Consider the following 14,843-nt stretch of genomic DNA (forward strand, 5'->3'; position numbering starts at 1 on the left):
TCTTAACCTTATTTTATATAAATACAAGTGTTTATATATATGCAAATTAAGCAGGACATGATAACTCAGTAATCATGTTTGCTATCAGCTACATATAGCAGTAGTAAGTAGTTCGCTCTAAATTAGACAGGAAATGCTCAGGATAAAGATTTACGACTTATACGGAAGGTCAATGTTCTTGATATTATGTTTATTTATACTCATATTTTTAAGTAAAAGTCCAAAGACTCAATGTGTAAAAAATAACTACTAGAAAAATTAAGTTTTGTTAAAGAGCGTATATTTAGAAGCTTTTTGAATAATAAAAACTACAACATTAAATACAACTTTGGTAATTGGTAGTGGTTTTACCACGATTACCAATTACCAACTTTTAATTATCATCTGGCGCTATTTAGATTTGGCCTCCAAATTTTCTAAACGGCTTCTCAATTCTTGGTTTTGTTGTTTGAGTTGGTCGAAATCTTCACGCAATTGACGCAGGGTTTTTTCTGAACCGATGTTCTTTTGCACCTTGGAAATTTCTTCTTCAGCATTGCGACGGACACGCCCATCGGCTGTTTGTTCAGCTAGCGATCGCAAAATTCCGACTGCTTTGGGTGTTTCCATTTGTCCTAATGCTGCGGCTACCGCCACTTGGGTTAAAAAGAAGGTTTCTTTGGCTAGTTCTGCTAATTTTTCTAAAATCCGTTCTAAATTAACCGGACTTTGACCTACAGAAATCTTTCCTAAAGCGCGAATTGTGGCTAAACGTAGGGGTTGTGGTACACCGATTTTGGTATATTCGAGTAGTAGATTTAAGGCTGCTTCCGAGGTTTTGAATTCAGCTAAACCGGCGATCGCACCACTCCGCAGTACTTCATTCCAACCCGCCTTTTCTTCTAAAATGCCTTTGAGTTGCTTTAAAACCTTGTCTTCCTTGGGTTTTTCTTCCAAATTTGCAGATGCGATCGCCCCAATCACACGAGAAGCTGTTGCTTCCACGTAGTAGCTAGGATCGCCCTTTTGCAACAAGCTTCTCACAACTTTATAGCTTTCAGCAGTTTTGATTTGAGCAAGTGCTTCCACTACAGATCGTCGCACGTAAGCATTTTTATCTTTTAATCCCACAACTAAGCCATCAAAGGCTTGATCTAAATTAATTTTGGCTAGTTGTTTGGCCGCTTCCACGCGCACACCCCATAATGGGTCATTTTTGAGGGATGCAGATAGCGCTTTTGTTGCTTCTAACCCGCCTTTTTTCGCCAAAGCTTCCGCTGCATAGATGCGCGAAATTGGGTCAGGGTCAGATTCTAACTGTGCTTTTAACTCTGCGATTGGATACTCTAAAGCTACTGTTTTCAGGTAATTGTTCTCAACATCAAAGCTGATAAATTGGGGCTTATTTTCTAAGGGAAAGTAAAAGCTTTGTTCTCGTTCGTGTACCCGCACTGTGAAAGTTTTGAGTTGCGTTAGCGGATAGCTAAGGTTTAGCCCGTGCTGAGTGTTGAGTTTAGAATTATTCTTAACTCCTAACTCCTCACTTCTGGCTTCTGCCTGTTGGGTATAGCCAAAACCAATAGGTATTTTTAAATCAAACAAATCCTTACTACCATTTTTACCTTCAGCAGCTTGGGTTTGAGTTACTGTAATTTTTGCCAACTTAGCATCCCCATCCCAAGAGTAAGCTACCTTAAAATCGGGATGACCACCACGATAAACGTATTGGTCAAAAAGGAACAAAAGATTATGTCCGGTAGCTTTTTCAATCGCCCTGAGTAAATCTATTGTTTCTACAGTTTTGTGGGCATTATCTTGGACAAATGTTTGGATTGCTTGCCAAAATAACTCGTCTCCCAATTGGGATCGAATCATGTGATAAACACAAGACCCTTTTTCGTAGATGTGGCGATCGTAAAGTTCAATAGCTTCGCGGTAAATATGTGTTACCATTGGGCGACGATAGCGGCTACTATCTTCGCTAATGTAACGACGAGCTTCTAATAAACGATAGTAAGCTGCTTCTTCTAGACTATATTCCTGTTGTGTCCACATTACCTCAGAATAGGAAGCCATTCCTTCCTTAATCCAAGCATGAGACCAATGCTTAATCACCACCAAATCACCAAACCACTGGTGTGCGAGTTCGTGGACGACTAAACTTTCGGTGTTGCGGTTATCTAAAGCGGCGCGTTCATCTAGCAAACATCTATCTGTTAACAAGGTTGTGGAGGTGTTTTCCATCCCGCCAAAGATGAAGTCATCTACACAAACCTGAGCATATTTCGGGAAAGGATATGGATAACCATACTTTTGGCTCAAAAATTCGATCATCCGGGGAGTTTTACCCATGCTGCGTTTAGCATCTTCCTCTCGCCCCTTTTCTACGTAGTAGGTGACTGGTTTACCCATCCACTCATCCCGAATTTCGGCAAAGTCACCTACTGCTAAAGTCATCAAATAGGTAGGATGAACTTGTTGCTGTGACCAATGGTAGATTTTGTCATCACCATCTTCTGTGGTGTCAATCAGTTCGCCATTGGAAATTGCTACTAGAGGGTTGGGAACACGAACGCGAATTTCGGAAGTAGATAATTGTCCTGGATAGTCAAAGCAGGGGAACCAAAAGCGGGAGTCTTCGTCTTCTCCTTGAGTCCAAACTTGAGTGGGCTTGTTTGGATAGTGCTTGTCTGGTTGGATAAAATAAATGCCGCGTTGCGGTTTTGTCACCGAATAGGCGATCGCAATTAGCAAGCGTTTACCAATCTGAGTTATCTCAGAAAGTTGGATAGAAAGCCGTTCCCCGTCGTAGTCAAAAGTTTGTGGCACATCGTCCACCTGCACAGACTCGATATTCAGGTTGACAGCATCCAAAGTCAAACGGTCAATGCCATTACGGATTGGCAAAAGGCGAATGCTACAACTGCCCTGATAGCTTTGCTTAGGAATATCTAAGCTGAGATCGAGAAAAATATGCTCCACTTGCCCGGGGCGATCGGGGTTGTAGTGTGGTCTTGCTCCCGGTAACTCAAAAAGTTTGTGTCCGTTATTATCTGTATCAAAATAAGACTTCGACATTGATCCTTACTGACCTTGTAATCCTGAAAAGTCTGGCTTGGCTGGATGTAATTAAGCAAAATAGCGGTGTCTGTATTTCCCAAATCAATAGGGCAGTATGGGGGTTAAAATTCCCATTGGGGATTGGAGGATTGAAATTAATCTCACCAAAATTTCCGAAGGTCGGTTGTCGATCCTTGGACTTTTTTCCATATCCCTTCCGCATTTACCTTTCCTGATGTTTTGCACTTTTTTGTCATCGAGTCAAGTGTCTCTTGCACCTCGGTAGATTCATATTAAGTACAAATAGTCCTAATTATTCTTATAACTTAGGATAGCTTGCTGCTGTTGAGCAGGCTACTTTGTTTGAGATGAACAGCATATCATTTGCGGATTCGCTCCTCATTCCCTTGAAGTCTTTTTTAGGGTAATTATTTGAGATTTTTAACTGATAGGACTACTAATTTTATCAGTAAATACCGATCGATGAGCGGAAATTATTAATAAATCCGAAAACTCTACAATGACACTTGTATAAATCTCGGTGACAATCTGACCAAATGAGGATAACAAAATGCCCGAAAGTAAATCAAAGTTTCTTATTCCTGCTGTTGGTGCTGCTGTAGTTATAGTAGGAAGCATCGCGGCTTACATGTATTTGAAAGGCCCATCAGGTGGTAGTTCGGACGCTCTTGGTAGTGCTAAATTAGTACCTTCAACAGCATTGATGGCAACTTATATTACTACTGACCCTCAAGCCTGGGCAAAGTTACAGCAATTTGGCACTCCAGAAGCACAAAAGTTAGTGGCAAAAGGTCTGGAAGATTTCAATAAGCAAATGTTCAGTGACGGTAATGTTACTTATGAAAAAGACATAAAGCCTTGGGTTGGTGGTGTGATGATTGCTGTACTACCACCAAATTCTGTGAAACCAGCACAATTCAATGTGCCCTCTGGGACACCTAGTGTACCAACAAATTTACAGCAGGAATCAAATATCCTGATAGTAGTGGGAATTAAGGATAAACTTAGTGCCTTAAATTTTGCTAATAAATTGAAGTCACAAAAAGGGGCTAAATTCCAGGAATCTGATTACCAAGGTCAAAAAATTATCGAAACTACAGAAAATGGGAAGCCAACGTATAGCGTAGTTTTAAATAATAGTCACTTGATATTAGCCCCCGAAAAGCAAGCTGTAGAAAAAGCAATTGACACCTTTAAAGGACAATCTTCTTTTGCGAGTAAAGAAGGTGCAAGCAGCATTCTTAGCAAAGGAGTGGATGTTAAAAATAGCCTTGCTCAAATTTATGTACCAGACTATGCAGGTATGGTACAGCAATTTGCTGCCGGAAGTCCGCAAGCAAAGCAGTTACCGCCACAAGCTCTGACGCAACTGAAGCAGATAAAATCTGTGGTTGCGGGTGTTGGTGTTGATGATGCAGGAGTGCGGGTAAAAGCGATCGCTAATTTAGATCCCCAACTCAATAAATTTCAGTATCAATCAAGTCCGGGAAATATAGTCGGGCAATTTCCTGTTGATACCTTTGCTCTAATTAGCGGAAATGGCATAAGTCGTGGCTGGGAAACCTTAGTAGAACAGTCAAAAGATTATCCAGAAATGAAGCAAGCTTTGGAACAAGCGCGAGGACAACTGAAACTTGTCAATATTGACCTAGATAAGGATGTTTTTGGCTGGATGAATGGAGAATTTGCCTTTGGTGCGGTTCCATCTAATCAAGGAGTGTTAGCCAGTGTTGGTTTTGGAGGTGCTTTAGTCTTTGACACTAGCGATCGCAAAACTGCCGAAGCCACTTTTACAAAATTGGATACCCTCGCCAAAACCCAACAAATCAACATCGCCAATAGAAATATCGGTGGTAAAGACGTAACTGAATGGCAAATCCCCAAACAGGGAGCTTTATTGGCGCATGGTTGGCTAGATCAAGACACTGTATTTGTGGCTCTTGGTGGCCCAGTTGCAGATGCAATTAGCGATCGCAAAAATTCATCTCTCGACAATAGCGACGCTTTCAAAGCCGTTACTGGTTCATTGCACAAGCCCAACGGCGGTTATTTCTACCTGGATATGGATAAAACTAAAACCGTGCCCTTGGTCAATAGTTTAATCTCATCCGATCCCAATACCATCACCATCCTCAATTCCATTCGTGGTCTTGGTTTTACCGCTAATAGCCCCGATAAATCCACCAGTGAATTAGAGATAGAGATGTTGTTAGCTCTCAAGCCTACTGCCAAATAGGGCATGGGGCATGGGGCATGAGGCAATTCAACTTTAAATTTTGGATTGACGATAGTGTAGCGTAAAGCTTATGTAGAGAAGGCTTTACGCTATCGACAAGACGCTAGGCGCAGTATCTTTTGGATTAGATTTCAATCCAAAATCTCAAATCTCAAATTCTTACTCCCCTGTTCCTCTGCTCCCTCATCCTCCCACTCTCACCCCTACTCACAAAACTTGATTATTTCGAAATTCCAAGGTTTGGTTCAGCCGATCTCAAGCGCCAAACTGTCGTTATAAAATTCAATTCATTTTTAGACTGCCGTCCAGCAAGTATGTCATAAGTAGAAAAGGCTGTTAAATGCAAACTGATTTATGACTGCTGCTGTAAAAACTAATCCTGGCTTCGCTTCCCGCTTGGTAAATGGCGTACTGGCAATCAAGCCTTTAGCCAACCTAGCCAAACATCAAGCTAGACAAATGATGATTAAACGTGCCGAGAGGATTGGTGTACCTTGGACGCAAGAAGTTGAAACACTACAGGCGCATGATTGGAAGGCTGATTTAGCTCAAGTAGAAAATCCTCAGCTTTCCTACCCAGAATACTATTTGAGGACATTCCATGCCTACGAAGATGGAAACCTCAGTTGGAAAGCTGCTTGCGAGTTAGAAGTTGCTGCTCGTACTGTCCATGCTGGAATTTGGCAAGACGCTGGAGCAGAAGGAGATGCTAAACTGCGCCAAAGTTATCATGATATCCTCAAAGTGCAAATCCCCAATCAACCCCAAGACATCCTAGATTTGGCTTGTGGTGTGGGTTTGAGTACATTTACCATGCAAGAAATTTATCCTCATGCCAAAATTACAGGCTTAGATTTATCTCCTTATTTTTTAGCCGTTGCCAATTACCGCGCTGGGCAACGTCAAGCTAAAATTAACTGGCTTCATGCCCAAGCTGAATCTACCGGACTACCAGATGCCTCATTTAATTTAGTCTCAATTTTTCTGATGTGTCACGAGTTACCCCAGTCAGTAACCCGACAGATTTTAGCTGAAATGCGGCGCGTGCTGCGTCCGGATGGCTACTTGGCAATCATGGATATGAATCCCAAGTCTGAAGTTTACCAGAAAATGCCAGCCTACATTTTGACGTTGCTCAAAAGTACTGAACCGTATTTAGATGAATATTTTGCTTTGGATATTCAGCAAGCTATTGTTGAAGCAGGTTTCCAAACTCCCACTATTACCAACAATACCCACCGTCACCGCACAATAATTGCTCAGGTGAGTGGTTGATTTTTCTCTACTCCTGTGGTCAGCAATACCACCCTTGCTGCTGCTAGGCTACTACTACTATCGAGTCCCATTTGCCCCACCTCTGTTAAGGTTACTGATGTTCTTTAACATCGGGGCAATATCTGGTCTTTTAGCCCTTAGACTCGAATCGAATTTTGAAACTGTAGCCAATTGGATTGTAGATTGGGAAGGGATCAAGCGAACGTTTCCTGGTGCAATTTTGCGGCAGCTTGTGGAAGTAGGACTAATTGAAGAAGGCTGCAAGTTAGCAGGGGTTGTTGTGCCAACCTACTATCTGCAACGCACGTATCGATTACTTCCCTCAACTGTTTTCCTCTTCACCATAGCTGTTGCCCTTGGATTTACTGCCGAAGAGAACTGGATTTACCTTTTTCACGGTACAGCATCAATTCCTGGCCGTATTATCAGCACGCCAGTCCATGCTATGTTCTCTGCGCCTTGGGGATATGGCTTAGCAATGTATATTTCGTCTAAAAATCGGTTAAATCAAGGCAGGAACTTGATTTTTAGGGCTTGGCTGAATTCTGTAATCTGTCATGCCCTAGTTAATATTTTATCTATTGCTTGCGGTTACTCACTTGCGCTATGTTTCCTTAGTTATGGTTTATTTCCGTTTCTATTGTGGATGTTTTGGCGACTAGAACAATTATTGCGAAAAGTGCAAGGTAAACCTGTAATTACCTTGATTTCAGAACGATTGCCCCAGCGCCGTTACTGGCAGAGGAGTTTAGCTCTTTTTGCCCTCGTGCTGGGTGGAAATGCTATTTTTGGGCTATTTCTCTTAGCCAATAAAATTAGTCCTTTGAGTCCGTCCAAGCTTTTTGACAGTTATATTTTGTGGTTTATATTTAGTCGCTTTTTGCTAAATCTCTTTTTTGGAGTTTTAGCTTGGGGCATTTATCGCTATTTGCGACATTCCGCCCGTCGTCGGTATTTTTAAAATATGATTTAAGAAAATGCTAGGGGGTTTCTATGCAAACAACTCCAGTGCGTTGGACGACAGATGATCTAGAGTTATTCGCTGGCGATTCTCGTTCCGAGACACTTCGTGAACGCAGAAATCGCTATGAGATTATTGATGGAGAACTATTTGTGACTAAATCACCTAGTTGGGATCATCAGGCAAGCTGCGTAAATATTGCTACAGTTCTTAAGATTTGGTCAGATGAAACTGATTTAGGAAAAGCTGCGTAGGCGTAGCCCGTCGTAGACATCGCACCTGGAATTATTTTCTCAGATTCTGACAATGTAATCCCTGATGTGGTCTGGGCAAGTCATGAACGCTTAAAACACTTACTAGATGAAGCTGGACACCTCACCGGCGCACCAGAGTTAGTAGTAGAAGTTCTCTCACCCGGCGAAAAAAACGAGAAACGCGACAGAGAAACAAAGCTAAAGCTGTACTCGGTACAAGGGGTTCAGGAATATTGGATTTGTGATTCTATACAAAAGAAAGTTGAAGTTTATCGTCGTGAGCAAGCTGCATTAAAGTTAGCAGCTACCTTATTTAGTCAAGATGAATTGACAAGTCCTTTACTACCTGGTTTCACCTGCTTAGTGAGTAAACTTTTTTAGCTGGGAATTGGGAATTGGGCATTGGGCATTGGGCATCTTTGCCTCTTGTCTCCCTCATCTCTCCAGTCCCCAGCCCCTACAGCTAAACCTGCGCTAACACTGGCTGATTCACGGATGCACTGACTGAATCTGATTCTGACTCCGTGCAGTAGATTTCGCAAGAGTTATTAGGACTTTCAATCAGTTTCACTTTGTAAAGTTTAGCTCCCAATTCTTGAATTGGCGATCGCAGTAAATTACTAATGTAAAGTGCGATATTCTCAGCAGTGGGAACAATTTCGGCAAAGTAAGGAATGTCTTTATTTAAAAAGGTGTGATCGAATGGTTCGACTACATAATCTTCTACCACTTGATTCAAACCCCCTAAATCGACAATCATGCCAGTGCGTGGGTCAATTTCCCCTTTGACGGTGACTTCTAGATGATAGTTGTGTCCGTGACCGTGGGGACGGGCGCACTTACCATAAATCTCAGTATTTTCTTCGTTACTAAGATTAGGATGAGCTAGCCGATGGGCGGCGCTAAAGTGAGTACTGATAGTAAGGTATGCTTCCATTGCGTTTCCCATATAATCTGCCCAAAGTTCAGGATGTTCAAATAACTGCACACGGACTAAAGGCAAGTGCGGTGCTAGCCGTTGCCAAATAATCCGTGCAATATTCTCAGTGGTGGGCAGAGTTTGTTGAAATTCTGCCCAGACATCGTTGATATAAGAGAAATCCAATTGACTGGTAACTTCCCGTTTAATTACGTGTTTCACATCAGACAAGTTCAGTACCATGCCATATTCATCCAATTCCCCGGCAAGGGAGATAAATAAGACATAGTTATGTCCGTGTCCAGGAAATCTAGAACCAGCACCAAATTTTTCAATATTCTCGGCTTCACTCAGTTCTGGCAACCAATAGCGATGACTTGCTGAAAACTGGGCGCGACGATTGACTATACATTGCATAAGTATACTATGAGCAGAATTTAAAATTTCTTAATCTTTTTCTGTATTCAGCATAAACTAATTTCTTTGTCAGTTGTCATTTGTCATTTGTCATTTGTCCATGCCCCATGCCCAATGCCCCATGCCCAATGACTATGTAACAGACGCTTGTGCCTCGCAATGTAATCTCGTAGCTATACGAAATAGTTCTTGACCTGTGTGTAAATATCGCTCATCGTAGTTCAAAGGGAAATAAGCCAACTCATCAAGTCCATCTGATACTTGATTGAGGCTGTAATAAAGGTTAGCCGCAGTCCCCGCTAAACTAGAGGGATTCGGCATAGATCGAAAAATAATTTGTGCCTGCTTGAGGTCATCTCGACAGGTTTGTAAGTATTCCTGAAATTCATCTAACAACTCATCATCAAAAGGATCGGCAGCTAATTGCTCTATTTGCTCCTCTAGAGAATAGAGAATACCAGAAAGCAGATGATTGACTGGTTGATAAACTCGACGCAGCCATTCTTCAACTTGCTCATCAGCTTCCCGTCCTGTTTTTCGTTTTGTCTGGTAATGCTTTTGCGCTGATGCTGTACGCTGTTGGCGATCGCTATTTAATTTTTGAGAATCATCTTGCAGTTTTTGATCGTAATTGCGGCGATTATGGTTGTCACCTAAGACCTCATAAGCTGCATTAATGCGAATAATCTGATCGCGATCGGCTGTTTCTTGATTAGTGTCAGGATGAAATAACTTAACCAAGCGGCGATAAGCTTGCTTAATCTCCGCTTGGCTTGCATTTGGACTAATTTTGAGAGTTTCGTAATGGTTAGAAACGTGCTTAGAATTGACCATTAATTCAATGTATCGTTAGCTGATGCTAGCGGCTAACCTTGTCTCCAGGTCTTGGAACAACGGTGTACTTAAATACCTCTCACCAAAACTGGGCTGAATCATCACAATCAAACGCCCTTTGTTTTCTTCACGTTGAGCAACGCGAATTGCTGCACATAAAGCGGCCCCACTGGAAATCCCAGATAGTAGCCCTTCTTCTTTTGCCAAGCGTCGACTATAAGCGATCGCTTCTTCATCGGTGACGGTAATCACTTCATCTATCAATTTTAGCTTGAGTACTTGAGGAATAAACCCAGCGCCAATTCCTTGAATTTTGTGTGGCCCTGGCTGTCCTCCAGATAAGACTGGGCTATTGGCTGGTTCAACAGCGATCGCTTTAGAAGTAGGTTTGCGTGCTTTAATCACTTCTGCTACACCAGTTATCGTACCACCAGTGCCTACCCCAGCTACGATTATATCTACTTGTCCATCGGTATCTTCCCAGATTTCAAGGGCTGTAGTTTCCCGATGCACTTTTGCATTGGCTGGATTGCGAAACTGCTGCAACATATAAGTATTTGGCGTACTATTAACTATTTGTTGCGATCGTCTAATTGCCCCACTCATGCCTTCCATACCTGGCGTTAGTTCCAGTTCTGCTCCATAAGCCCGCAACATTGCCCGACGCTCCCCACTCATTGTCTCTGGCATTGTCAAAATTAATCGATAACCCTTAGCTGCTGCTGCCATTGCTAGAGCAATTCCTGTGTTTCCAGAAGTGGGTTCTACCAATATTGTCTTCCCAGGAGTAATCAGCCCCTCCTCTTCGGCAGCGTTAATCATGCTGACCCCAATCCGGTCTTTGACCGATGCCGATGGGTTCATACTTTCCAGTTTCACCACAATTTCCGCAACACATCCTTCTGTTTGAGGAATGCGATTTAACTGCACTAAGGGAGTACGACCAACCAGTTCTGTAATGTTACGAGCAATTCGCATAATTGTAGTCCTCAGTTACTTAGTCAAGAGCCATTTGTAATCCCCATCACAGATTATCGATGAAGTTAAAATAGTAAAACTACCGTACCACAGAGGTTTGAGCGATAGCATTCGTGCAATTACTCCGTAGGAGTATCGCGTTGCAAAAAAGGGGATAAAGTCCAGCTAAGGTTCAAATAACAGATGATTCTTGACTAAATGTAGTACATATCAAACTGGGGTTTATCCATTACTGCTACTAAAAACAAAAACCCCGCCATCAGGCGGGGAGAAATAGAGTTTAAAATTGTCAGTGAATATTCAATACTCTAGAAGGTGAAAGTTGTTCTGAGTGTACCGATAATCGCATCGTCGTTATCGCTGTTCTGACCAGGAGATGTTAACCAAATTACTCCAGGGGTGACAGAGATGTTATCCGATACGCGGTATTTGTAGAAGCCTTCAAAATGATAGGGTATATCATTACCAGCAGCAACACCTGTTCGGTTAAAGGAATAAGGTTCTGCGCCTGCAAAAATGCCTAAAACGTTACCTTTTTTACCGAAATCAGGTAAGGCAACCCCTAGACCATAGCTCCAAGCTTCATAATCATCACCTACACCAAAGCCAGTAACATCGTGGTAGGATACGAAGCCACTAACTGAAAGCTTATCACTGGGTCTAAATGCAGCCGACACACCGTAGGAGTTGCTAGAAGCTCCACCTAGTAAGGTGTTAGCTTGTCCAGTACCTACTAGAACTTCTCCAAAAGTTGCATCTGAGGTGGAACCGGAGTTGAATAAATTACCACCTGCGCTATATCCGTGGACGTAAGTGGCAGCTAAAGCCAAGCGATCGCCAACACTAAAGTTCAATTGTCCCAAAGCTGCATAGTCGCCATTGGTCAGACCTGAACTAAGAGAAGGATCGTTAGCTTGCGATGCCAAGTAACCCGCAGTGATTGAGCTATTTCCTAAGATGCCAGTACCTTTACCGAGGGGTACATTGAGCGCTATACCTGCACCGCCACCAATCCGATATATGGGACTTTCAGAGGCAAAGGTTGATAAAGCGCCGTTACCGCCATCAGTGTTGTCAAAAAAGTAAGGGTTATTAACCGCTGCATACTGGCTATGTCGTCCGCCACTAGCTGCCAAGTACACATTGGCTGGCCCTACGGGAGCTTCATAGGTCAAACGATCTATCCTTACACTGTTGTCACCAGTACTACCGACTTCAAACGTTTGTGTGCCTTCAGCACTACCGATAGCACCACCAGCATTATCTACTAGTGAAAAGGCTTGTGAATTACCGGCTGCGAGACGGGTGTGCAAAACGTCTCTACCAGTGAAACTGGTTTGCAAGTCTAAACGTACTCTGTCTTGGAAGACGGTATTGTTAGCGTCCCCAGTATTGCCGCCAAAAACATCAGTGACGGCAAAAATCGCTTCACCGACCAGTTTTGTCGTAGTAGAGAACTGATTAGCTTCCAATTCAGCAGTCCGCGCTTCTAGGGAATCTACACGACCGCGTAGGGTTGCCAATTCTGCGGAAAATTCTTCTTGTAAACGCTGTAGGGTAGCTAAATCTTGTTTTGTCACTAAGTCGGCTGTTGCTGTAGCAATCAACTCGTTAACGCGATCCAAACATGCGTTCAAACCAGCAGCAAATTCATAACGAGTCAAAGCACGATTACCGCGATAAGTAGCATTCGGATAACCTGCAATACAACCATAACGCTCAACCAAGGACTGCAATGCTTGGAATGCCCAGTCAGTGGGTTGTACGTCGGAAAATTGTGAAACTGAGGTTACTTGAGACTGAGAGTTATTTTGGTTGCCTTCGTTACTGTAGCGATTAACTTGATCTATGGTTGTTTGAGCCAATATTTCTGGCTGTTGGACAACTTCAGCTACAGTTGGTTGTTTAGCTGGCGATACTTCAGTGGCTGTGTTTGGAGCCGCAATTGCTGTTGTCGAAACTAACAATGTTGCTCCCAAAACTGCTGGGCTAACCACTAAAGATTTCCATAATAGATTAGACATCTTTTCCTTACTCCTCACACCTTATTTAAATAGTTGGTTTCTTTCCACCTAATTTTCGAAAATGCGACATCTCATTGAAACCTATGGATGAGGCATAATTGCCATTACTACAATTCTAGTTTTTGCAAGGCTAATAAACGATTAATTTCAGGTTAAAAACTAATGTGATTAACTTATGCAAAAACATATCTTTATATCATAACATTATAAAACATCTGATCTATATGGCAAGATTGGAGCGATCGGCTTAATAACTGTCACACATAATTATCTAAATATCTAAGCAGGGAGTATGGTTTAGAGCATCTGCTTCTCACTTGGCTAAATTGACGAAAGCGTTAGATACTTAGCCGATTGCTGAAAAAATCACTCTTTATACTTAGCTGACTATTAATTGCACGCTAGCTAGCAATACACTGGCTTGGCTGTACAATCGTAGCAAAGGTCTTCTGCGGGGTCGTTCGCTTGGTATTATTGGAATAAAAACAAAATCAGGAATCAAGGTTTTTGAAACCATGCTCTCCAAAGAAAAACCTGTAACATTACTCTCAATCAATTTCCCTACAACTTTTCCCTTATGAGTAAAGATAGGGTAGTGTTGTATTTGTCGCAGTTGCTTCTAGTCGCCTGGTGCAAAATGTCAGAAGAAGCCACTTATTGAATTTGGGAAATCGCCTGCGCTACATCAAAGTCTGCCTGAGTGAGTCCACCTGCATCATGTGATGTGAGCGTAATCTTCACTTTGTTGTAGGAAATCTCTATATCTGGATGATGTCCTGCTGACTCAGCAGGCTCCACAAGCTTATTAACAAACTCAATTGCTTGGATAAAATCCTTGAATGTGTGGGTGATATGCAACTTGGAGTCTTCGACAGTCCAACCAGACAGAACTTTTGCTTGTTCTTGAATTCCCGCTTCAGTCAGTAGTTGTGACATATCAAAAAATTCCTACTTAATTTGCTACATTTTGTATTTGACAAAAAAACCTTATTATTTTCCACACACACCACACACAATATAGTATTGAAAGAAAAACTAGTTTGTAACACGTGTGTATATATTTTAGATAAAACTTGGTAAATAAACGCTATAGCTCACATAGAGTTATACTCTAAGATTTGATGCAAGATATTTTTATTTTTAAGAAAACTTAAATACATTGGCTTTGCCCGCCGCAGGTATTGTTATCTAAGTTTTCAAAAGTTACCCATAAAAAACTATCCGCTCTGATTTAGATTGGATAATCTAAGTCAGAGCGGTCTAGCGGGTCTTCAGGTTGCAACCAGACTGCCGGAAGGGACTCCGAGCTTGCCTAGCTACTTGAGCTAACTTAGTATCTCAAAGATAACTAAGGCTAACTTTTAGAGAACAGCCCCGGCACACAGCCGGCTAACTGCAACCTGATGACCCATGCTTTTACTACTTTCTATCATGGGCATCACCTCCTTATTGCCTAAGCGGTCTTAGTTTCAAAAGGGCAGAGCTTTTACTCTGGGTTCATAACCTTTATCTAACATAACATATAAAAAAGAGATATTAACCATCTATAAAAAAAATCTCCCACCTTTTGGTGGGAGAGGAATGGAAAATGGGAATGTTGACACTTTTTTAGCTTATGCCAAGAAAATTATTTAATCTGGCTGATGTCAATTTTCGGCAACCACTATGCTTCAAGCCATGATGGGCTTTTAATATTAGAGAGCATTACCACGAGGTAGTACTTCTTCTGGGAATACAAATTGTTCGTGGGGTTGATCTTGAGGAGCCATCCAAGCGCGGATACCCTCATTCAGCAAAATGTTTTTGGTATAGAAGGTTTCAAACTCGGGGTCTTCCGCCGCCCGTAATTCTTGGGAAACGAAATCATAAGCCCGCAGGTTGAGTG

At 42.1% G+C, this 14,843-nt stretch carries 9 protein-coding genes and 2 pseudogenes; 4 read left to right on the forward strand and 7 right to left on the reverse strand.

Going from position 1 to position 14,843, the window contains the following annotated elements; genetic code table 11:
* Nucleotides 1-390: 390 nt before the first annotated feature.
* Nucleotides 391-3,057 carry a M1 family metallopeptidase gene (locus RMZ41_RS08070; protein WP_322645301.1) on the reverse strand — a complete coding sequence of 889 codons (2,667 nt, stop codon included), beginning with the start codon at nt 3,055-3,057 and terminating at the stop codon, nt 391-393.
* Nucleotides 3,058-3,610: 553 nt separating this feature from the next.
* On the opposite strand from RMZ41_RS08070, the gene RMZ41_RS08075 reads away from it, so the two are divergent.
* From RMZ41_RS08075 to RMZ41_RS08090, 4 genes and pseudogenes are all read left to right on the forward strand, one after another.
* Complete coding sequence (locus tag RMZ41_RS08075) at nt 3,611-5,296, forward strand: DUF3352 domain-containing protein (protein ID WP_322645300.1); 1,686 nt, start codon at nt 3,611-3,613, stop codon at nt 5,294-5,296.
* A 354-nt stretch (nt 5,297-5,650) separates the two neighbouring features.
* Complete coding sequence (locus tag RMZ41_RS08080) at nt 5,651-6,571, forward strand: class I SAM-dependent methyltransferase (protein WP_322645299.1); 921 nt, start codon at nt 5,651-5,653, stop codon at nt 6,569-6,571.
* Nucleotides 6,564-7,532: a PrsW family intramembrane metalloprotease gene (locus tag RMZ41_RS08085; protein ID WP_322645298.1), complete on the forward strand. Its 969-nt coding sequence runs from the start codon at nt 6,564-6,566 to the stop codon at nt 7,530-7,532. The genes RMZ41_RS08080 and RMZ41_RS08085 overlap by 8 nt, the downstream gene beginning before the upstream one ends.
* Nucleotides 7,533-7,564: 32 nt before the next feature.
* Nucleotides 7,565-8,167 (forward strand): annotated as a pseudogene (locus tag RMZ41_RS08090) (Uma2 family endonuclease).
* An 82-nt stretch (nt 8,168-8,249) separates the two neighbouring features.
* On the opposite strand, the gene RMZ41_RS08095 reads toward RMZ41_RS08090, so the two are convergent.
* The 6 genes and pseudogenes from RMZ41_RS08095 to RMZ41_RS08120 form a co-directional block, all read right to left on the reverse strand.
* Nucleotides 8,250-9,122 carry a 6-carboxytetrahydropterin synthase gene (locus RMZ41_RS08095; RefSeq protein ID WP_322645297.1) on the reverse strand — a complete coding sequence of 291 codons (873 nt, stop codon included), beginning with the start codon at nt 9,120-9,122 and terminating at the stop codon, nt 8,250-8,252.
* Nucleotides 9,123-9,254: 132 nt separating this feature from the next.
* On the reverse strand, nt 9,255-9,956 hold the full coding sequence (locus tag RMZ41_RS08100; RefSeq protein WP_322645296.1) for a J domain-containing protein: 702 nt from the start codon (nt 9,954-9,956) through the stop codon (nt 9,255-9,257).
* Nucleotides 9,957-9,971: 15 nt separating this feature from the next.
* Entirely contained in the window at nt 9,972-10,934 is a 963-nt protein-coding gene (cysK, locus tag RMZ41_RS08105) for a cysteine synthase A (RefSeq protein WP_322645295.1), read from the reverse strand.
* Between the two features lie 308 nt (nt 10,935-11,242).
* A complete protein-coding gene (locus tag RMZ41_RS08110) occupies nt 11,243-12,958 on the reverse strand; it encodes an iron uptake porin (RefSeq protein ID WP_322645294.1) in 1,716 nt (571 codons plus the stop codon).
* A 654-nt stretch (nt 12,959-13,612) separates the two neighbouring features.
* Entirely contained in the window at nt 13,613-13,894 is a 282-nt protein-coding gene (locus RMZ41_RS08115) for a 4a-hydroxytetrahydrobiopterin dehydratase (protein WP_322645293.1), read from the reverse strand.
* Nucleotides 13,895-14,652: 758 nt separating this feature from the next.
* Nucleotides 14,653-14,843 (reverse strand): annotated as a pseudogene (locus RMZ41_RS08120) (photosystem II D2 protein (photosystem q(a) protein)); the annotation flags it as partial.

The organism is Nostoc sp. DedVER02 (assembly GCF_034530675.2).
GTDB lineage: Bacteria > Cyanobacteriota > Cyanobacteriia > Cyanobacteriales > Nostocaceae > Nostoc.